This is a genomic window from Paenibacillus amylolyticus, from assembly GCF_036894225.1.
GTDB classification, from domain to species: Bacteria; Bacillota; Bacilli; order Paenibacillales; family Paenibacillaceae; genus Paenibacillus; species Paenibacillus amylolyticus.
Genome location: NZ_CP145892.1, coordinates 4,821,192 through 4,840,336 on the forward strand (window position 1 = coordinate 4,821,192; position 19,145 = coordinate 4,840,336).

Genomic DNA, 19,145 nt, shown 5'->3' on the forward strand with positions numbered 1-19,145 from the left:
GTCATGGTTGTCTTTTCTTACTCATAGGATGAGTTAAGGAACCGGACGGAAGGAATGATATTTCTATGTTTAGAGATGTTATATTGCCCTTACTCTATGGGCTTATTATCTTTTTTGGTGGCATGAAGCTGATGGAAACGGCCTTGCAACGCATGGCAGGGCCCATGTTGGCAGATTGGCTCAATCGTGCCACCTCTGCTCCATGGAAAGGCATGGCCTTCAGTGCAGGCGCAACAGCCCTGTTACAGAGCAGTACTGCGGTCACCGTACTCACCATTGGACTGGCTAATGCCAGATTAATTACCTATGGACGCACGCTCGGCATCATCCTTGGCACCAACATCGGGACATGCCTGACAACGGAGCTGGTCGGACTGCAGATCGGACGTGCTTCCCTGCCGCTACTCGTCCTGTCGCTGACGGGCTGGGCCATGTTTGTTGTTCTTGGTGAACGCAATCTGGCCGCTCCTGAACGCACGCGTCAGACTCTGTTTAACATCCAGTACAGCTTCCTCGCAGCTGCGGGATTTGCACTTGTTATGACAGGTATTCAGGTGATGCAATCCATTGCCTTACCCTTGCGGAGCATGGGCGTATTTCAATGGTTTCTTGACCGCTCGGCCGACAGCTTGTGGTGGGGCTTCCTGGCAGGTGCCTGTCTGACAGCGCTCATTCACAGTAGCGCTGCTGTCATTAGCATGGCGATTACGCTCGCAGCCACAGGGGTATTACCTGTGGAGATCGGTATCGCCATTGTGATCGGATCCAACGTAGGGACCTGTATCACCGCTGTAATCGCTGCCGCGGGTGGAGCATCCGCAGGCAAATTTGTCGCAGCCTCCCATGTTGTATTAAACATTGCGGGAGCGCTGCTGTTTATGCCGCTGATCGGCCAGCTGCATGCAGCTTCGGCTTGGCTGTCAGCGGACAACGGGGCACAGATTGCGCATGCCCAGACCCTTTTTAACATCACCAGTTCACTGCTTGCTTTACCGTTCTGTTACTTGCCAATCTGGCACAAAAAACCACCGGTCCACGCCCCCGCGGCGAAGTCACCCGTGGCTTGATGATCTGCCTATCCAGACCCACAGAGCGCGCGGCTAACTGACTCGAACAATAGTGCGTTATACGTTAACGCCTAACTTGTTCAGGGCTACACGCAAGATATCATCGTTATTATCATATCCGCTCTGCTGCTGTAAGGACCATGCTTCTTCCGGAGCATACCAATCCACACCCTTGATTTCTTCAATCTGAGGCTGTAGATCACCACTCTCGGCTTCAACGAGATAATAATGAACTTCTTTGTCCACCGGGCCAAAATCTGCATGTTGGTACGTGTAAGCAATGATATCAACCGGCTCTACAATGCGGCCCACCATACCTGTCTCTTCCAAAATCTCGCGCAGTGCCGTCTGTTCGATTGTTTCTCCATCTTCCATTTTGCCCTTGGCGAGAGTTGTTTTACCATAACGATCTACGATAAGCTGAATTTGAAGACGTCCGTCTTCCCCTGTTCTATAAACAACTCCGCCTGCTGAAATTTCTTTTTTGTTCATCGTGCTCTCCCCCATCAACTTCGATATCTTTATCTTATTTTTTGCAAAAGAAGGACCTCATCTCCCCGGGTAAGCTCCCCAAGGAAATGAAATCCTTGTTTCTGACGCCTCGATTACATCGCGGCGGACTTAAGATTCTCTTCCAGCACACGTACCAGCGTAGCCTGACTCTCGTTGACGCCGGCTTTAACCACTTTGACTCGGCACACTTTACCGACCATATCCATCGTTCCGTCAAAGACCAGTTGAATGTAGTTGTCGCTATAACCGTGCAGCTTGCCACTTCCCTCGCGGCCTTTGGCTTCACCTTCGGGAATAACATCCAGTACCTGTCCAACAAACGGCTCAGCGTACTCCAGCTGCATCTGTTCAGACAAGTCAATCAGTTCATGCACACGTGCATTTTTGACTTCTTCGTCCACCTGATCTTCCATTCGTGCTGCTGGTGTACCCGTACGCTTGGAATAAGGGAATACGTGCATTTCGGAAAAACCGATCTTCCGCATCAACTCATAGCCATTACGGTACATCTCATCCGTCTCACCTGGAAATCCAACAATGATGTCTGTTGTAATCGCTACATCCGGCATTGCTTCCCGAATGCGAAGCATCTTGTTGTAAAACTCTTCTGTCGTATATTTGCGGCGCATGCGTTTCAACACCGTATCATCACCCGCTTGCAGCGGAATATGAAAGTGACGAACGAGTTTATCGGAACGTTTGATCACGTCGAGCATACGGTCGTCAATCTGACTGGCTTCAATCGAGCTGATTCGAATACGCTCCAAACCCTCTACCTTATCCAAATCCCACAGCAGATCGGTCAGATCATAGTTCTCCATGTCATCGCCATACCCACCTGTATGAATACCGGTCAGAACAATCTCCTTGTATCCGGCGTGTACGAGTTGATGCGCCTGTTGAATAATGCTGTTCGCCTCACGGCTGCGTGAGAGACCACGCGACCACGGAATGATGCAGAACGTGCAAAAGTTATTGCATCCATCCTGAATTTTCAGGAAAGCTCGGGTACGATCAGCAAAATCAGGTACATCCATTTCTTCAAATACACGGGTTTTCATAATATTACGCACTGCATTAACGGGTTGACGGGACTCCTGAATTTCATTAACATATGGCAGAATCTTGTCACGGTCCTGTGTACCGATAACCAGATCCACCCCTGGGATGTCCAGAATCTCTGCCGGAGAAGTCTGCGCGTAGCAGCCTGTAACGGCCACAATCGCCTCCGGGTTGCGCCGAATGGCACGACGAATAATTTGACGGCTCTTTTTGTCGCCGGTATTGGTTACTGTACAAGTATTAATCAAGTATACATCCGCTGTCTGTTCATCAAAGTCCACTTGATCGTAACCTTCGTTTTTGAACAATTGCCAAATCGCCTCTGTATCATAGAAATTAACTTTGCAGCCTAAGGTGTAAAACGCCACGGATGGCATAATTACATTCCTCCCATTTCTCCGGATTCATATAGCACGCAAGTTAGTGCTGCCATTCCAGCTGTCTCAGCACGCAAAATGCGTTTGCCCAGTCCAACAGATACAGCACCTGCCTGATCAGCCTCTGCCGTCTCCTTCTCAGAAAATCCACCTTCCGGTCCAACCACGATCAAAACTTCTGCACTTGCATCAGGTGCAAGCTGCTCTATAAACGGCTTCAATGCATCTCTCAGCTGTTTACCATTTTCTTTCTCATAACAATAACATACAAGGCTATAGCCCTCAAAAGAAGATAACAGCCCTTTCCAGGAAAGCGGCTGCTCGACGGATGGAATACGATTCCGGTGACTCTGTTCGGCAGCTTCCTTGGCAATTTTCCGCCACCGCTCCAACCGTTTGCCTTCTTTCTTGGCATCATATTGCACAATCGTACGTTCTGATAGGAAGGGTACAAATGATACCGCCCCAATCTCAGTACATCTCTGGATGACTGTTTCCATCTTGTCGCCCTTGGGCAAACTCTGTGCCACGGTTACACGAATCCGTGCTTCATGGTCCATCTCGAGAGGTTCCACAATATTGGCTGTCACTTGGCCCACTTCAATACTCTCAATTTCCACGAGTGCTTCTCTGGAGTTTCCGTCACTGACAATCAGTTTATCTCCAGGTTTACCACGCATGACCTTGCCAATATGGCGTGCATCATCACCTGTGATAATCACAGCGTGTTCATTAAACTGTTCTGCAGATACAAAATATCGCTGCATTAGTCAATCCACCCATTCTGTCCTGTTATGACTGGAATTCACCCCGCCTGATGGCAGGCGTGAATCCAATCGCCACAGATGATCATACAACTTTTACGTGTTTATGACCAGTATTCCGGTTCATAAACAATGCGCTTTTAGCGATATAATTCGATAATCACCTTTGCCAGATCCACATACATCGTTTGCGCAAACTCATACAAAGGTTGAATCGTCACATTTTGCAACGGAGGTATAACAAGAATTAATAGGAAGATAAAAATAGACCATTGCTCCACCCCTTGCAGCTTGAGGCTGATTGAAGGTGGCAGTAGATCCTCTAGAATCCGATAACCATCCAGTGGTGGCAACGGAATCAAGTTAAACAGGAACAGGAAAAAGTTGGTTAAGTTAAAGATAGCGAAAAACGTCGTGATTGCTGTGAGCAGACGCTCATTATCAATCCCACCGAGTGCTCCCGAACCAACCAGTGAAGCATAGATGATTGTACCGATGATCGCGAGCAACAGATTGCTCAGAGGCCCTGCTGCAGATACGATGATGCCCATCAATCTAGGTTTGTCGAAGTTAGCCCGATTAACGGGAACTGGACGTGCCCAACCAAAGCCGGCAATAATGAGCAGCAGCACACCTAACAAGTCAAAGTGTACAACCGGATTCAGCGTGACCCGACCCAACAGCTTCGCTGTTGGATCACCAAATTTGTTAGCAAAATACGCATGCGAGAATTCATGCACCGTAAATGCGATCAGAATGGTCAGCAGGAAAAACGGAAGCTGATCGATCGGATAACGAAAGAACGAATTCCAAAAGTCCATACGTTACCCCCTTCTGGCTACAAATGCCAGCCAATCCTCATCACGGTGGATCGCACTCACTTCAAATCCGGAGGCTACCAGTGCATCATGCACAACCTGCTCTTTGTTCTTCCAAATGCCGGATACAATATAGGTGCCACCAGACTCAAGCGCATTATAGACATCGTCTACGAACAACAAAATGATCTCAGCCAGAATGTTCGCCACGACAACCTTAACCGGCAGTTGTACACCAAGTGCAGGGTCCTGACTCCCAAGGACGGACAACAGATCACTCTCTTTAACCGTAATTTGTTGCTCCAGCCCATTCAGTTCCACATTCTCCCTGGCACTAATTACGGCAACTGGATCAAGATCGAGCGCCAGTACATGTTTTGCCCCAAGTTTTATCGCTCCAATAGCCAAAATACCAGAGCCTGTACCTACGTCAATAACTTCCTCGCCGCCCTGAATAACCGTTTCCAGTGTGCGCAAGCAGAGGGAGGTCGTTGGGTGGGTTCCTGTACCAAAAGCCATGCCTGGATCAAGCTCAATAATTTTCTCATCTGGACTTTCAGGCGTATACTCTTCCCACGTTGGCTTGATCGTCAAACGTTCCGATACACGTACCGGCTTGAAATATTGTTTCCAGGCTGTTGCCCAGTCATCTTCATCCACTGTACGCGTCTCATAACGAACCTCACCTGTATCAATTCCGAATTCGGAGAGTTCCTCAACTCTCGGATTAACTTCTGACTGTAATGCAACCATATCCGTACCTTCGGAGAAGTACCCTTTGATGACTGCAAAGCCTTCCGGAATATCATTCAAAGGAACGTCGTATAACTCACCATATGTCGTGTCCCGTTTTTTATTTAAAGTACCGGACTCTTCAATCGAAACCCCTCCAGCACCCGCTTCATGTAAAAAATTAGAAATCATCTCCACAGCTTCTTCTGTGGTATGTATTGTTAGTTCATGCCATAACATACTTGGTTTTTCCTCCTCATTATTCAAACATCCCAACTATTGTACTACACAAGCTAGCCGGAGCACAAAGCCGCACCAGTAAAAGAAAAACAAAACAGGATATCCGCAGCCTGACTGCTCGAATATCCTGTCATCTATTCATACATATCTTTTTCATATACTTAAGCATTTTGCATAATTTGAATCTCAGTTAGCAAAAACGCCCACCATTCTGAGTGATCATCTCTGCGGCTTGCGGGAGCGAATCGTTGGATACGGACACGGTCAGCAAAATTTCTTGTTTTAGCCTGTTGGCCGAGTCCTCTTTGGGTGTATCATACACCTGACCATTGGACAACATTTCCGTTTCATCACTAATCAAAGCAAGTACATTCAGTTCGCCACTAAATCCTCCGACGACGGCCGTAGGAGAATTATCGGAGCCCGTAACATCGTTTGAGCCCAATGCAGACGCTTCATTGCCAAGGCTCTCAATGCTTAATTGGTTCGGGTGTAACAATTCCAGGGCTCTGCGTGCAGACTCAGCCTCAGTCCAGCTTGTAAAAACAGCTTCGAGAGTCACTGCCGAGCGATCTTCAGTCATGAAGCTCCCGTCCCTGACGTCGATCAGCCGCTTCACTGCGGCGTAGTGCTTCTATATCTTCATGATCCGCAGCTTCAGCGCTGAATTCCACGTCCTCATTTTTCGCGGATTGCATACGTTTCATCTTTTCCGTTTTTGTTAAGATCTTGCCTGGACGTTCATGTTCTGCCATTGTAATGCTCCTCCTTCAAATTAAAATGAACTAATATTTGTTACACTGTAAGACTCCGATTGTAGCCCCATCCTCCGATCGCTGTTATCCCCAGATTCCTTCAACTCCCTCCTTAAAGGGAGAAATCCGGGGATAAAGGCGCACGCTTCGCTTCTTCAGATTGGTTCTACACTCTCCGTTAAAGTGTAATTATCTGTCCATCTTATATACATTTCCTGAAACTAGATCATTCCACCGGCTTGTTCGATTATAGACATAGCGCGGTGATGTACCGATTCATCTACGATGACAGTTAGTAATACATCTCTTCCTGTAGGGCCACCCTGTCCACCATCACTCATGCCGCTTGCAGAAGGGTCCGCCGCAGCCATAATTCCAGCACTGGCATTTGTTTGCATCGAATCGGGCACCCATGATGAAAAACTGCCGGAAACGCCCGGCTTGTAGGAAGCCCCGCTTGGTCCTACACCCGCATATCGGCTGAATCGATTAATTGACAGGTCCTCCACTCGCAATGCCTCCAGTTTTTTGGCCGCCCCTTGAGCCTGCTCCGGGCTGTGAAAGTACGCCAAAATATTTTTCTCGGTCATCCGCTTCACCTGCTTCCCTAATTTCTCGCATATCAGCTATGCATATCATTCTCGCCATGCTATCTTTCCGCAAGTTCGCTCAGAATATACCGAAATGCTCCCACAAATTGCTGTCGTTCTTTGTAGCATAAATCCATGGATTTCACAAAAACCACTGAACTACTAAAAAAGGCGTACAAAAAAGGACACCCCGCGGTAAAAACCGCTGTGGTGTCCTTTTGAACTTACTTTATTTTATTCTCAGTCGCCGCGGAAGGCGCGTTTCACTCTATCAAAGAAAGATTGTTCATGCTCATGTGTTTGTTCTCCATCCAGCGAAGCAATTTGGCGAAGCAGATCCTTCTGCTCGTCATTCAGCTTACTAGGTGTAACCACAACCACTTTCACATGCTGATCCCCCTGCCCCATACCGCGCAGGCGTGGTACACCTTTGCCTTTGAGGCGGAAATACGTTCCCGTTTGTGTACCAGCTGGTACTTTCAACTTCACTTTCTCGGTCAACGTTGGGATCTCAACTTCATCTCCCAGAGCTGCCTGAGCAAAGGTAAGTGGGATTTCGCAATAAATATCGTCGCCTTCACGCTCGAAGAAATCATGTGATTTCACGCGAATGACAATATACAGATCTCCCGCTGGTCCGCCACGCAGGCCGCCTTCACCCTCACCTGTCATACGCAGTTGCGCGCCATCATCTACACCCGCTGGAATGCGAACATGGATTTTGCGTTGCTTGCGGACTTTACCGCTACCACTGCACGTTGTACATTTTTCTTTGATAATTTGGCCCGAACCGCTACAGTTCGAACATGCACGACGATTAACCATACGACCAAACGGTGTATTTTGCACGACTTCCTGCTGACCGCTACCTTGGCAGACCGAGCAGGTTTCCGGTTTCGTTCCAGGTTTGGCACCTGAGCCATGACAGGTATCACAGCCTTCGGTACGCGGAATCGTAATATCGGTTTCTTTACCGAATACAGCTTCCTTGAACTCAATTGTCATCGTGTACTGCAGATCATTCCCCCGTTGCGGAGCATTTGGATCACGTCGTCCACCGCCACCGCCGCCAAAGAACATGTCGAAGATGTCGCCAAATCCGCCGCCGCCAAAATCACCGCCACCACCGAATCCACCTTGATTCGGATCGACATGACCATATTGATCATATTGTGCACGCTTCTGACCGTCACTCACTACGTCGTAAGCTTCTTTAACTTCTTTAAATTTAGCTTCCGCATCAGCAGCCTTGTTTACGTCAGGGTGATACTGACGGGCAAGCTTACGGTAAGCCTTTTTAATCTCATCGTCGTTAGCCGTTTTACTAACGCCAAGCACCTCATAATAATCACGCTTTTCAGCCACTCTTCCACCCCCATATCATTCACCATATCGCACATCGTGACAAAAGGAAAGCCAAAGCGCGGGAGCCCCGGCTATGACTTTCCCTCTAATTCGAACGTCACCGATGTTTAATTCGCGTAGAACTACGAATTAGTTTTGTTTTTTATCTTCATCCACAACTTCGTAATCAGCGTCTACGACGTTGTCACGTTTAGCAGAACCTTGTTGCTCTTCAGCACCTTGTGCTTCTTGCTCTTGCGCCTGAGCTTGCTCATATAGTTTCACGGACAGTTGTTGAACGATCTCTGTCAGTTCTTCTGTAGCAGCTTTGATATCTTCCAGGTTGTCGGAAGCCAGAACGCCTTGCAGTTTTTCTTTGGCAGCATTCGCTTTTTCAACTTCGCCAGCATCTGCTTTTTCGCCAAGATCTTTGATCGTTTTGTCAACAGAGTAGATCAATTGATCTGCACTGTTTTTCGCTTCAACGAGTTCTCTGCGTTTTTTATCTTCTTCAGCGTGCAACTCAGCATCTTTCATCATTTGCTCAACTTCAGCATCGCTCAAACCGCTGGAAGAAGTGATTGTGATTTTTTGAGTTTTGTTCGTACCTTTATCTGTTGCAGATACGTTAACGATACCGTTGGCATCAATATCGAAGCTAACTTCGATCTGTGGAACGCCACGTGGAGCTGGTGGAATATCACCCAACATGAAACGTCCAAGCGATTTGTTACCCGCTGCCATCTCACGCTCACCTTGCAGAACATGAATCTCAACGCTTGGTTGATTGTCTGCATACGTGGAGAACACTTGAGATTTGCTTGTAGGGATCGTAGTGTTACGCTCGATCATTTTAGTGAATACGCCACCCGCTGTTTCGATACCCAGGGACAATGGCGTTACGTCGAGCAATACAACGTCTTTCACGTCACCTGTCAGTACGCCCGCTTGTACAGCAGCACCCAAAGCTACAACTTCATCCGGGTTAACGCCTTTGTGAGGCTCTTTACCCGTCAGTTTTTTGATTGCTTCTTGTACTGCTGGAATACGTGTCGAACCACCAACCAATACGATCTTGTCGATATCGTTAGGCGTCATACCCGCATCACTCAATGCACGACGAGTTGGTTCAAGCGTACGCTCAACCAGACCTTCAGAGATTTCTTCAAATTTCGCACGGCTCAGGTTCAACTCCAAATGCTGAGGAACGCCATCAGCAACTGTGATGAACGGCAAGGAGATCGTTGTAGTCAATACGCCGGAAAGTTCTTTTTTCGCTTTTTCCGCTGCATCTTTCAAACGTTGAACCGCTGCTTTATCTTTACTCAAGTCAATGCCTTGATCTTTTTTGAATTCACTTACGAGGTAATCAATGATCACTTGGTCAAAGTCATCCCCGCCTAGTTTGTTGTCCCCGCTAGTTGCTTTAACTTCGAAGAAGCCATCACCCAGTTCAAGAATGGATACGTCGAACGTACCGCCACCCAGGTCATATACGAGGATCGTTTGGTCTTCGGATTTCTCCATACCGTATGCCAAAGCTGCTGCTGTTGGCTCGTTGACGATACGCAGAACTTCCAAACCTGCAATCTTACCCGCATCTTTAGTCGCTTGGCGCTGACTGTCATTGAAGTAAGCTGGTACAGTGATAACTGCTTGAGTTACCGTTTGACCCAGATAAGCTTCAGCATCGGATTTCAATTTTTGCAGAATGATTGCAGAGATCTCTTGTGCGGAGTAGTCTTTGCTATCGATTGTTTCCTTGTGGGAAGTACCCATGTGACGTTTGATCGACATGATGGTACGATCCGGATTGGTGATGGCTTGACGTTTTGCTGTTTCACCAACAACGCGCTCTCCATCCTTTTTGAAACCAACTACGGATGGAGTTGTACGTGCGCCCTCCGGATTTGGAATTACGACAGCCTCGCCGCCTTCCATTACTGCTACGCATGAGTTTGTTGTTCCTAAGTCAATACCAATTACTTTGCTCATCCGAAAATTTCCTCCCTCAACAATTTAAAATGAATGGGTCTGATCTGACCCTTATTTAGATGTTCATGTTGCTAATCGTGCTCTATGTGTACAAACCTTTATATTAAACTTCGCCCACATTGTTCAACCATGGAGCCGACTCATTCCTTCCTATAAGGAATTTATGAGCTGACTTTAACCATAGCTGGACGAAGCACTTTATCTTTCAGCATGTAGCCTTTTTGGACTTCCTCAACAACGATACCTTCTTCGTACTCGTCGCTCTCCACTTGCATAATTGCTTGGTGGAATTCAGGATTGAACGGTTGTCCTACCGATTCCATAGCCGTCAGACCTTCATTATTCATCACGGTTTCCAATTGACGGAAAATCATTTGGATGCCCTTGGAGAAAGATTCGACCTCTGCTCCTTCAGGTACAGTAGCCATGGCGCGCTCGAAGTTATCAATAACCGGTACCAGTTCGGTGACCAGCTTCATCGAAGCGTATTTAGCCAATTCTTCTTTTTCCTTCTGCGTACGACGACGGAAGTTATCAAAATCAGCCTGTGCACGGACATAACGCTGTTGTTGCTCCTCAGCTTCTGCCTTCAGACGTGCAAGCTCATCCTGCTCCTGACCAGCCATCTCTTCAGCTTGTGCTTCTGCAGCGCCAGCTTCATTAATAGGCTCCTGCTCAGTTGCTGTTACCTCTTGTTCTTCTGTAAATGATTGCTCCTCTTTCAAGATGTTCACCTCCTTATACGAATGAAATGGTTCATTCCCGAATCTTATTTGAAACGATGTGTTAGCATCGCCGTCAAGTCACGGGATAGTGTATTTAGAATATGAATGACACGTGCATAATCCATCCGCGTGGGTCCTAGAATACCGATCGAACCCAAAGCCTCACCGTCCAATGAATAGGAGGCTGTAATAAGGCTGCAGTTGGCAAAGGCTTCATGATCATTTTCAGTGCCGATTCGCACTTGAATACCAGATCCACCCGGCACGGGCATCATCAATTTCATGAGTGTTGGTGTCTCTTCCAGCAGGTCAAGAATATCTTTTACCTTTTCGATATCTTTAAACTCCGGTTGAGTCAACATATTAGTGGCACCACTGAGGAACAGACGATTATCATGTTCATTGTCAAAGGCACTGTTGAGCACCTGCATAACTTCCTCATAACGTGTAATATGCCGTTCCATCTCTTGCCCAAGTTCGGTATAAAGACGGGATTTCAATTTGTAGATTGGTACGCCCACAAGTTTGGTATTTAACAAGCGAACCACATTTTCCATCTCAGCTACCGAGATTTCTGGTGGAATCTGAACCGTCTTGTTCTCCACTTGACCTGTATTGGTCACGATGATTGCCACAGCTTCACTCTCGTTCAGCGGAAGCAATTGAAAGTGACGTAAGGACGTATGGAATACTTCCGGTCCCAGCAGGATCGAAGTATAATTCGTCATATGTGACAAAATATTGGATGCATGCTGAATAACTTGTTCCATGACGTTCAGTTTTTCAGCAAAGAACGACTTCAGATCATCCAACTCCTGAGGCTCCACCTGATTCCAAGGGACCAAATGATCGACATAATATCGATAGCCTTTATGAGAAGGAATGCGTCCTGCCGATGTATGCGGCTGTTCCAGGAAACCCATATCTTCAAGGTCCGCCATTTCATTACGGATCGTCGCCGGACTGTATCCAACATCTCCCCTTTTGGAAATACTCCGGGACCCTACGGGCTCAGCTGAACGGATATAGTCATCCACTATAGCGTTCAGAATCATTCGTTGACGCTCTGTTAACATGGTGAGTATCCCTCCTTCTGACTGTACTGTCCCATGTCGTTAGCACTCCGGTTAGATGAGTGCTAAGCGGTAATACAAAAATACCAAACTGACGTGAACATTGTCAAGTGAGTTTGATGAGTGGGCTCATCTATTTATAGTATAGACCAATGTCGACGAGTCCTAACAACTTTATTGAACATACTTTGAAGTAAAAAAGGACTGCATGTAGGGCAGAGGCTGACTCGGCTCGATTCATGCAGTCCATTCAGTTGTTATGCTGAAACGTTAAGCTCTTTTAATACCGCGATCTCATCGCAACAATCCTGCTTGCTGCAATGAACACAGTCGGTCCATACTTTCTCAGGGAAAATCTCTTTTTCCACTACGGCAAAGCCGTTTTTGAGGAAGAAGGATACTTCATATGTCAACGCCATAACCTTAGGAATCTGTTGTTTCTCCGCTTCTTCTACAAGTCGGTCCAGCAATCGGGAGCCAATACCGAGCCCTTTGTGCCCTTCCGAGATACCGAGTGATCTGACTTCCACCAAATCATTCCCCAGACGACAAAGCGATCCGCAACCCACCACTTCACCATCAACTTCGGCTACAACAAAGTGCTCCAGCTGTCGGTGCAGTATTTCCCGTGATCGCGGAAGCATGATCCCACGCTCTGCATAGCCCTTAATCATTTCATACAGTGGTTCAACATCTTCCGGCACGGCTTTTCTGCATATTACCGACATCCTGCTCTCCTCCTATTACCAAGCTTTCCAGAGGAAAGCTGACTTCGTAGTTGTTAAATTAACACGCTCTGTAAAATCAATATGAATAAATATACAACAGAGCGTATAGAATTTCAAGCTATGAATTCAGCGATATGGACCCGATAAACTCCGCAAAAACGTCATTTCCGAACAGGATACCCTGCTCGCTCAGTCGGAAGCCGTCTGCCGTCCGCTCAAGCAACCCTGCGTTCAACATTTTGCCCAAAGGCTTCGCAAACACTTCTTCCATGGACTCTCCGAACTGTTCGCTAAAGCGTGAGGCCGAAGCTCCCTCCAACATTCTCAGTCCAACCATCAGATAATCTTCCATGGCTTCGGGGCGAGCAATCTCAAAATGATCCAGACGAGGCAGCCCTGCTCGTGAAGCTTCAACATAAGGATTTATACCTTTAATATTCATATGCCGTTCGCGGCCCACATATCCATGCGCACCTGCACCCAGACCATAGTAGTCCTCATTACGCCAGTAGGTAATATTGTGACGACTCTCAAAGCCCGGCTTGGCAAAGTTACTAATCTCGTATTGTCCATAGCCCGCTTCTTTCATACGTCTCATTAATAGAAGATACATCTCCAGCTCATCATCTTCATGAGGAAGTGGTAACTGGTTCTTCTGATACAGGGTATGGAAAAGTGTATTCTCTTCCACTTTCAGGCTGTAGATGGAGTAATGCGGCAGATCCAGTTCCAGCGCTTTGTCGATACTCTCATTCAACATTTCAACAGTCTGGTTTGGCAAACCAAACATCAGGTCAATGGACAGGTTATTCAAGCCTGCTTTTCGAGCATTTTCCAAACTGCGATATACATCATCCGTATTATGAATACGGCCAATGCCTGTCAGCAGATCATTCTGAAAAGCCTGCACGCCAAAGCTGACGCGGTTGACGCCGCCTTCTTTCATCGCAGCGAGTTTCTCCGCATCCGTTGTTCCCGGGTTGGCTTCCATCGAAAATTCAATATCGTCTGCCCAATTTGGGAAATACGTCTTCACGGAACGAAGAAATACGGCCATCTCATCCGGTTTCAGAGCCGTTGGCGTACCCCCACCTACAAATATGGTCTTGATCTCACCCGGTGGATTGGCCTTAACTGTATGTTCCATCTCACGTTCCAGCGCTTCGAGATATTGCATCACGGGCTGATCTTTCAGAACGTAGGAGTTAAAGTCGCAATAAAAACATTTATTCGTGCAAAAGGGAATGTGAAGATACACCGCTTGGGGCGCACCTGTCTTCCGGCTGTGTGCTGCCAATGTCATGGCAAGTCCCCCTCTATTTGAAAAAAGGAAAGCCATCCGGCTTCCCTTTCAGCTTAGTTATTTAATATTCTGTGTTGTAACCATGTTTGCAAGCAAACGTCCTACAATTCAATTTCGATACACACATTCTGTGTTGTACCCGAGACAAAATATCGTTTATCCTTTCATACACAAATTATTGATGTACCAAAAGGATTCACGTGACGTTTGCAAGCAAACGTCCTAGTCATCAATTTTCAGTACCGCCATGAATGCCTCTTGTGGCACCTCAACGTTACCAACCTGCTTCATCCGCTTCTTACCTTCCTTCTGCTTCTCAAGCAGTTTCCGTTTCCGCGAGATGTCACCACCATAACACTTGGCAAGTACGTTTTTACGCATTGCTTTTACCGTCTCACGAGCAACAACCTTGGTACCTACAGATGCCTGAATTGGTACCTCGAACATTTGTCGTGGAATCAGCTCGCGCAGTTTCTCACAGACAATGCGTCCGCGGTTATAGGCACGGTCACGGTGAACGATGAAGGACAGAGCATCCACCTGTTCGCCATTGAGTACAATATCCATTTTCGCCAGATTGGACTGACGGTAACCGGACAGTTCATAATCCAGGGATGCATATCCTTTGGTACCGGATTTCAACTGGTCAAAGAAGTCATATACAATCTCGGACAACGGAATCTCATAGGTAATGGTAACCCGGGTTGTGTCCAGATATTCCATATTTACATATTCACCGCGTTTAGTCTGACACAGCTCCATAATGGTGCCTACGTAATCATTCGGTACGATAATATCTGCCTTGACGTATGGTTCCTCGACGTAATCAATCCGTCCCACCTCAGGATAGTTGGATGGGTTGTCGATTTTCATCACTTCACCATTCGTTAAGGTAACGTGATAGATTACACTTGGTGCCGTTGTGATCAACGGAATGTTAAACTCCCGCTCGATCCGCTCCTGGATAACGTCCATGTGAAGCAGTCCAAGGAATCCGCAACGGAATCCAAAACCGAGAGCACTGGATGTTTCCGGTTCAAAGCTCAGAGACGCATCGTTCAACTGCAATTTCTCCAACGCTTCACGCAGATCAACATAGTCCGATGTTTCGATCGGATAGAGACCACAATACACCATTGGGTTAATTTTACGATAACCCGGCAAAGGTTCCGGTGTTGGATTTTTGGCATCCGTTACCGTATCCCCGACTTGTGTATCGCCAACATGCCGGATACCTGCAACGATAAATCCAACATCCCCGACGTTCAGCTCGTCCACGATGGTCATACGAGGTTTGAACGCTCCAACTTCAATGACTTCAAATGATTTACCCGTTGCCATCATTTTGATTTTGGAACCGGATTTGATTTTGCCGTCAACAACACGCACATATACGATTACACCTTTGTACGGGTCATAGTGCGAGTCAAAAATCAGCGCTTTCAAAGGCTGCTCAGGATCACCAGTTGGTGCCGGAACACTTTTCACCACTTGCTCCAAAATTTCTTTGATTCCGATTCCTGATTTGGCCGAAGCCAAAACCGCATTACTTGTGTCCAAACCAATAACATCTTCCACTTCCTGCTTCACCCGTTCAGGATCAGCGCTCGGAAGGTCAATTTTGTTAATAACCGGTAAAATTTCAAGATTGTTATCCAATGCCAGATACACGTTGGCAAGTGTTTGGGCTTCAATTCCCTGAGCCGCATCCACAACCAGAAGAGCACCTTCACATGCAGCAAGACTGCGTGATACTTCATACGTGAAGTCTACGTGTCCCGGTGTATCAATCAGATTCAATAAATACTCTTCACCATCGTCCGCTTTGTAAGTCAAGGCTACTGCTTGTAGCTTGATCGTTATTCCACGTTCACGTTCAAGGTCCATCTTATCCAGAACTTGTTCCTGCATTTCACGTGAAGTGAGCGCACCTGTGTGCTCCAAGATCCGGTCCGCAAGTGTTGATTTGCCGTGATCTATATGTGCAATAATAGAAAAGTTACGAATTTTACGTTGTCTTGCCCGAATGTCAGTCATTCCTTACCCCCAGAAACAGCCTAGTGTCAATCACTTCATTATAACAGTTGAAGCACACTGCATCAATCCCGTGATGTCTCAACTTTATAATAAAGTGTCAACATGCACTCCCAGAGGTTATATTGTACCTTAAAATTATAGTATTTTATTCAGCAACGCCGCTAAAAAGAGAGACAACCCACTTGATCCCACTGTGTGAGAGATTTTGCAATAATCCAGCCGTTTTGTCTGCCAACACATCAACCGGAGCCTTATTTTGATCTGCCCCAAGCACTTGGCTTGGTGACTGAACAGGTACAAATGGTGGTTCTTTAATTTCCTTTTGGACAGGTGCAGTCGTAACAGATTCGGTCACCGATGAAGTTGGCTCAGTTGTCACAACGGTTGACGTGCCGTCTGATGGATTGCCCATATGAAAGTTGCTGCCAGCCAGCTGCATTCCAAACAGAACACCCAGCAACATTAATACAGCGATGGATAACAGTCTTTTACCGAATCTGGACATGTGCATTGCCTCCTGTCACTCTCTACTATTTTTCCTTTTTACATATATGGTTCCTATCCACCCTGCGACGAGGTTTTGGCACTGGCTTTGTCCACCTTCTGATCTTCCCAATACACTTGGGCAATCATGTCCGCTAGAATCTTCGATGTCCGTTGGAGCTCAGCTCCTGTGTTGTCGATGCCGCCAATCTCAATCAAAATGCTGTTGGGTGAAAGGGTTTGGTTATACTCTCCATTGTTGGCTCCTCCACCATCTTTGCCCCACACACCACGGGATACCCCAGGATACTTGGCTTCCAGTTTCTTATGAATTTTCGCTGCAAAGGCTTCATTTTGCCGCCAATTCGGATTTTCATGTCCAATAATGAAATACACTTTGGCGTAACCCAAGTCATTAATAATGGTTGTTGTTTTGCCATGACGCTGTGAATCGCGATGAATGTCTATGAGATACGTCAGATCATCATTTTGGGAGAGTGCCGCTTTTACCGTTTGACGGGAGTATTTATAAGAATAGTTCCAGTTGTAGTCCTTAACTTTAGTGGGGTAATCATCCTTGGCGTGTTCTACGCCGATTCCCAGCTTCTCCAGACTGTCTGAGAGGTAGGTTCCCACTTGAAATACATTGCCTGTTGATTTGCCTGATGATGGATTATCACTTTTCGTACCTAGCAGTGGGTTGTAGCCTTCCCGTGGATGGGAATGATAGATAAGAATTGACTTTTTGCCTGTTGTCGGTGAGCCTGAATTGTCTTTCTCACCATTCTTCGCTGGGGGATCCTCTTTACCTTCTCCATCTCCAGGCTCACTCGACTCAGGTGGATCCGTATTGTCCTGGCCTGGTGGAACATGCAGCTCACTACCGGGTTTTCCTCCACCTGCGGAAGCCGTATCCGTAAGACCGGGACCAGGCTGATAATCTTCGGGAGCCTCGGCTTTTTCGTTACCAGATCCAGGACGGAGAAGAACAGGTTGGTTGGAACCCATGCCCGGCATTTCTCTCGCAATCAGGCTCTTCGGATCTTGAGGATTTACATTCGTTAGTAATTGGAAAACAAATGAGGTGAGGTTTTCACCGGATATAGCAGAGGTCTGTTCCTTCTGGGTGAGATGAGGCATCTCCATACCGAGCATATCGACGAAAAAGCGGCTTGATACGGCACTCGCAAATCCTTTCATGGAAGAAACGGGTGAATTATTCAAGCGTTTCTCTGCCATTCCCCCGAGACCAAGTACGACAAAAAACAAAGCAGATATGATCATAAGCAACAACAACGTACGGCCCATGGCCAGCACGTGCAGACATCTTTTTTTCCACTTCCCAATATTCCAGGCCAATATCTTGTTCATTCTGCTGTCTCCTTCCCTGCTGGACAACTCTTATACTTCAACTCTATGAGCCCGCCCAATTTGATAGAACAGGAAAATGAAAGATTCCAAAAACAAAAAAAAGAAAGTCCGATAGATTCGGACCTTCTTCTCAGCAGTTTTAAGTTTTAATGTGTATAGGCCGCTACGTTATCTGGATTCACAGCATCATGGAGTGCCGCGTTAAGTCCTGTAGCAATAACATTGGCAATTCCCTCAATAAACTCATCGATTTCCTTTGGGGTAACAATGAGGTCATGACCTAGTGGCTCCAGTACCTCTTTCACCAGACTCAAGCGATCTTGCTCACCAATGTCGTCCAGCATACCCATGATCTGTTTGGTCTGATCCGTTTCCTGGCGGAAGTGTGAGCGCATCATCTCAATCACATTGTTCACAATGGTGGACGCATAACATACGGTTGGTACTCCGATGGCGATGCAAGGCACACCTAATATCTCACGGGTCAGGCCACGCCGTTTGTTCCCAATACCGGAACCAGGGTGAATACCAATGTCCGCTACCTGAATCGTTGTATTTACACGTTCCAAGGAACGGGAGGCCAGCGCATCAATCGCAATAATGGCATCCGGCTTGGTCCGATCTACTATCCCCTGTACGATGTCACTGGATTCAATGCCCGTTGTACCTAACACGCCGGGAGCAATCGCGCTGACTTCCCGATACCCTGGCGCAACCTGATCTGGTACCAATTCGAAATACTGACGCGTCACCATCAGATTTTCCACAACAAGTGGCCCGAGTGAATCCGGGGTGACATTTAAGTTGCCCAAGCCAACAATCAAGACCTTGGATGTTTTGTTAATTCCGGCCTTAACCATAAAATCTTCCATTTCACGGGTGAACTCGGCAGCAACTCGCTCCTGTAACTCGGTATCACCATTCCGTAGTGAAGGTACTTCCAAAGTGACATAATGACCTTTCACCCGACCAATAGCCGTGGCTGCTTCTTCAGTCAGGACATCAATACGTGTAATCGTAATGCCCTCTTTTTTCTCTACATCTTCCTGTAGTCCGGGAATCGTCTGTTTCTGTCCACCTTGCGCCATTTCCTTGGAGTCGATCGCCAAATCGGTACGAACTGTATAGTTTTGCAAATCCAGTGTCATTCTGTCCTTGCCTCCCTTAC

Annotated in this window: 19 protein-coding genes; 1 reads left to right on the forward strand and 18 read right to left on the reverse strand. The window is 47.0% G+C overall.

Annotation, left to right across the window (positions count from 1 at the left end; translation table 11 throughout):
• Positions 1-65 precede the first annotated feature (65 nt).
• Positions 66-1,067, forward strand: a complete 1,002-nt coding sequence (locus V6668_RS21445; RefSeq protein ID WP_076250688.1) for a Na/Pi cotransporter family protein — start codon at positions 66-68, stop codon at positions 1,065-1,067.
• 57 nt (positions 1,068-1,124) lie between these two features.
• Here the strand turns inward: V6668_RS21445 and V6668_RS21450 are convergent, their stop codons facing one another.
• The 18 genes from V6668_RS21450 to gpr form a co-directional block, all read right to left on the reverse strand.
• The gene (locus tag V6668_RS21450; RefSeq protein WP_036668572.1) at positions 1,125-1,559 is read right to left on the reverse strand and encodes an NUDIX hydrolase; all 435 of its coding nucleotides are present in this window, start codon (positions 1,557-1,559) and stop codon (positions 1,125-1,127) included.
• 113 nt (positions 1,560-1,672) lie between these two features.
• Positions 1,673-3,019: a tRNA (N(6)-L-threonylcarbamoyladenosine(37)-C(2))-methylthiotransferase MtaB gene (gene mtaB / locus V6668_RS21455; RefSeq protein ID WP_338706604.1), complete on the reverse strand. Its 1,347-nt coding sequence runs from the start codon at positions 3,017-3,019 to the stop codon at positions 1,673-1,675.
• Between the two features lie 2 nt (positions 3,020-3,021).
• Positions 3,022-3,786, reverse strand: coding sequence for an RsmE family RNA methyltransferase (locus V6668_RS21460; RefSeq protein ID WP_036615075.1), 765 nt, complete (start codon positions 3,784-3,786; stop codon positions 3,022-3,024).
• A gap of 137 nt (positions 3,787-3,923) precedes the next feature.
• The gene (locus V6668_RS21465; protein ID WP_338706605.1) at positions 3,924-4,604 is read right to left on the reverse strand and encodes a site-2 protease family protein; all 681 of its coding nucleotides are present in this window, start codon (positions 4,602-4,604) and stop codon (positions 3,924-3,926) included.
• Between the two features lie 3 nt (positions 4,605-4,607).
• On the reverse strand, positions 4,608-5,573 hold the full coding sequence (prmA, locus tag V6668_RS21470) for a 50S ribosomal protein L11 methyltransferase (protein ID WP_338706606.1): 966 nt from the start codon (positions 5,571-5,573) through the stop codon (positions 4,608-4,610).
• 190 nt (positions 5,574-5,763) lie between these two features.
• A complete protein-coding gene (locus V6668_RS21475) occupies positions 5,764-6,156 on the reverse strand; it encodes a hypothetical protein (protein ID WP_338706607.1) in 393 nt (130 codons plus the stop codon).
• Positions 6,149-6,328, reverse strand: a complete 180-nt coding sequence (locus V6668_RS21480) for a YfhD family protein (protein WP_017687220.1) — start codon at positions 6,326-6,328, stop codon at positions 6,149-6,151. Before V6668_RS21480 ends, V6668_RS21475 begins: the two co-directional genes overlap by 8 nt.
• Before the next feature lie 221 nt (positions 6,329-6,549).
• Complete coding sequence (locus tag V6668_RS21485) at positions 6,550-6,918, reverse strand: hypothetical protein (protein ID WP_017687219.1); 369 nt, start codon at positions 6,916-6,918, stop codon at positions 6,550-6,552.
• A gap of 240 nt (positions 6,919-7,158) precedes the next feature.
• On the reverse strand, positions 7,159-8,283 hold the full coding sequence (gene dnaJ, locus V6668_RS21490; RefSeq protein ID WP_036615086.1) for a molecular chaperone DnaJ: 1,125 nt from the start codon (positions 8,281-8,283) through the stop codon (positions 7,159-7,161).
• Positions 8,284-8,412: 129 nt separating this feature from the next.
• Complete coding sequence (dnaK, locus tag V6668_RS21495) at positions 8,413-10,257, reverse strand: molecular chaperone DnaK (protein WP_047843796.1); 1,845 nt, start codon at positions 10,255-10,257, stop codon at positions 8,413-8,415.
• A gap of 161 nt (positions 10,258-10,418) precedes the next feature.
• On the reverse strand, positions 10,419-10,982 hold the full coding sequence (gene grpE / locus V6668_RS21500) for a nucleotide exchange factor GrpE (RefSeq protein ID WP_036668567.1): 564 nt from the start codon (positions 10,980-10,982) through the stop codon (positions 10,419-10,421).
• A 44-nt stretch (positions 10,983-11,026) separates the two neighbouring features.
• The gene (hrcA, locus tag V6668_RS21505) at positions 11,027-12,058 is read right to left on the reverse strand and encodes a heat-inducible transcriptional repressor HrcA (protein WP_036615092.1); all 1,032 of its coding nucleotides are present in this window, start codon (positions 12,056-12,058) and stop codon (positions 11,027-11,029) included.
• Positions 12,059-12,312: 254 nt separating this feature from the next.
• Positions 12,313-12,783 carry an N-acetyltransferase gene (locus tag V6668_RS21510; RefSeq protein ID WP_017687214.1) on the reverse strand — a complete coding sequence of 157 codons (471 nt, stop codon included), beginning with the start codon at positions 12,781-12,783 and terminating at the stop codon, positions 12,313-12,315.
• A 118-nt stretch (positions 12,784-12,901) separates the two neighbouring features.
• Positions 12,902-14,086 (reverse strand): radical SAM family heme chaperone HemW, encoded by a 1,185-nt coding sequence (gene hemW / locus V6668_RS21515; RefSeq protein ID WP_036668565.1) that lies wholly within the window; start codon positions 14,084-14,086, stop codon positions 12,902-12,904.
• 222 nt (positions 14,087-14,308) lie between these two features.
• Positions 14,309-16,123 (reverse strand): translation elongation factor 4, encoded by a 1,815-nt coding sequence (gene lepA / locus V6668_RS21520; protein ID WP_215076479.1) that lies wholly within the window; start codon positions 16,121-16,123, stop codon positions 14,309-14,311.
• Between the two features lie 145 nt (positions 16,124-16,268).
• Positions 16,269-16,628 (reverse strand): hypothetical protein, encoded by a 360-nt coding sequence (locus tag V6668_RS21525; RefSeq protein ID WP_338706608.1) that lies wholly within the window; start codon positions 16,626-16,628, stop codon positions 16,269-16,271.
• A gap of 53 nt (positions 16,629-16,681) precedes the next feature.
• Positions 16,682-17,977 carry a stage II sporulation protein P gene (locus tag V6668_RS21530; protein ID WP_338706609.1) on the reverse strand — a complete coding sequence of 432 codons (1,296 nt, stop codon included), beginning with the start codon at positions 17,975-17,977 and terminating at the stop codon, positions 16,682-16,684.
• Between the two features lie 146 nt (positions 17,978-18,123).
• Positions 18,124-19,125: a GPR endopeptidase gene (gpr, locus tag V6668_RS21535; RefSeq protein WP_036615103.1), complete on the reverse strand. Its 1,002-nt coding sequence runs from the start codon at positions 19,123-19,125 to the stop codon at positions 18,124-18,126.
• Positions 19,126-19,145 lie beyond the last annotated feature (20 nt).

Excerpts from the sequence above, each read along its gene's own strand:
- V6668_RS21445 (WP_076250688.1), top strand. The coding sequence starts at position 66 with ATGTTTAGAGATGTTATATTGCCCTTACTCTATGGGCTTATTATCTTT.
- V6668_RS21450 (WP_036668572.1), bottom strand. The coding sequence starts at position 1,559 with ATGAACAAAAAAGAAATTTCAGCAGGCGGAGTTGTTTATAGAACAGGG.
- mtaB (WP_338706604.1), bottom strand. The coding sequence starts at position 3,019 with ATGCCATCCGTGGCGTTTTACACCTTAGGCTGCAAAGTTAATTTCTAT.
- V6668_RS21460 (WP_036615075.1), bottom strand. The coding sequence starts at position 3,786 with ATGCAGCGATATTTTGTATCTGCAGAACAGTTTAATGAACACGCTGTG.
- V6668_RS21465 (WP_338706605.1), bottom strand. The coding sequence starts at position 4,604 with ATGGACTTTTGGAATTCGTTCTTTCGTTATCCGATCGATCAGCTTCCG.
- prmA (WP_338706606.1), bottom strand. The coding sequence starts at position 5,573 with ATGTTATGGCATGAACTAACAATACATACCACAGAAGAAGCTGTGGAG.
- V6668_RS21475 (WP_338706607.1), bottom strand. The coding sequence starts at position 6,156 with ATGACTGAAGATCGCTCGGCAGTGACTCTCGAAGCTGTTTTTACAAGC.
- V6668_RS21480 (WP_017687220.1), bottom strand. The coding sequence starts at position 6,328 with ATGGCAGAACATGAACGTCCAGGCAAGATCTTAACAAAAACGGAAAAG.
- V6668_RS21485 (WP_017687219.1), bottom strand. The coding sequence starts at position 6,918 with ATGACCGAGAAAAATATTTTGGCGTACTTTCACAGCCCGGAGCAGGCT.
- dnaK (WP_047843796.1), bottom strand. The coding sequence starts at position 10,257 with ATGAGCAAAGTAATTGGTATTGACTTAGGAACAACAAACTCATGCGTA.
- hrcA (WP_036615092.1), bottom strand. The coding sequence starts at position 12,058 with ATGTTAACAGAGCGTCAACGAATGATTCTGAACGCTATAGTGGATGAC.
- V6668_RS21510 (WP_017687214.1), bottom strand. The coding sequence starts at position 12,783 with ATGTCGGTAATATGCAGAAAAGCCGTGCCGGAAGATGTTGAACCACTG.
- hemW (WP_036668565.1), bottom strand. The coding sequence starts at position 14,086 with ATGACATTGGCAGCACACAGCCGGAAGACAGGTGCGCCCCAAGCGGTG.
- lepA (WP_215076479.1), bottom strand. The coding sequence starts at position 16,123 with ATGACTGACATTCGGGCAAGACAACGTAAAATTCGTAACTTTTCTATT.
- V6668_RS21525 (WP_338706608.1), bottom strand. The coding sequence starts at position 16,628 with ATGTCCAGATTCGGTAAAAGACTGTTATCCATCGCTGTATTAATGTTG.
- V6668_RS21530 (WP_338706609.1), bottom strand. The coding sequence starts at position 17,977 with ATGAACAAGATATTGGCCTGGAATATTGGGAAGTGGAAAAAAAGATGT.
- gpr (WP_036615103.1), bottom strand. The coding sequence starts at position 19,125 with ATGACACTGGATTTGCAAAACTATACAGTTCGTACCGATTTGGCGATC.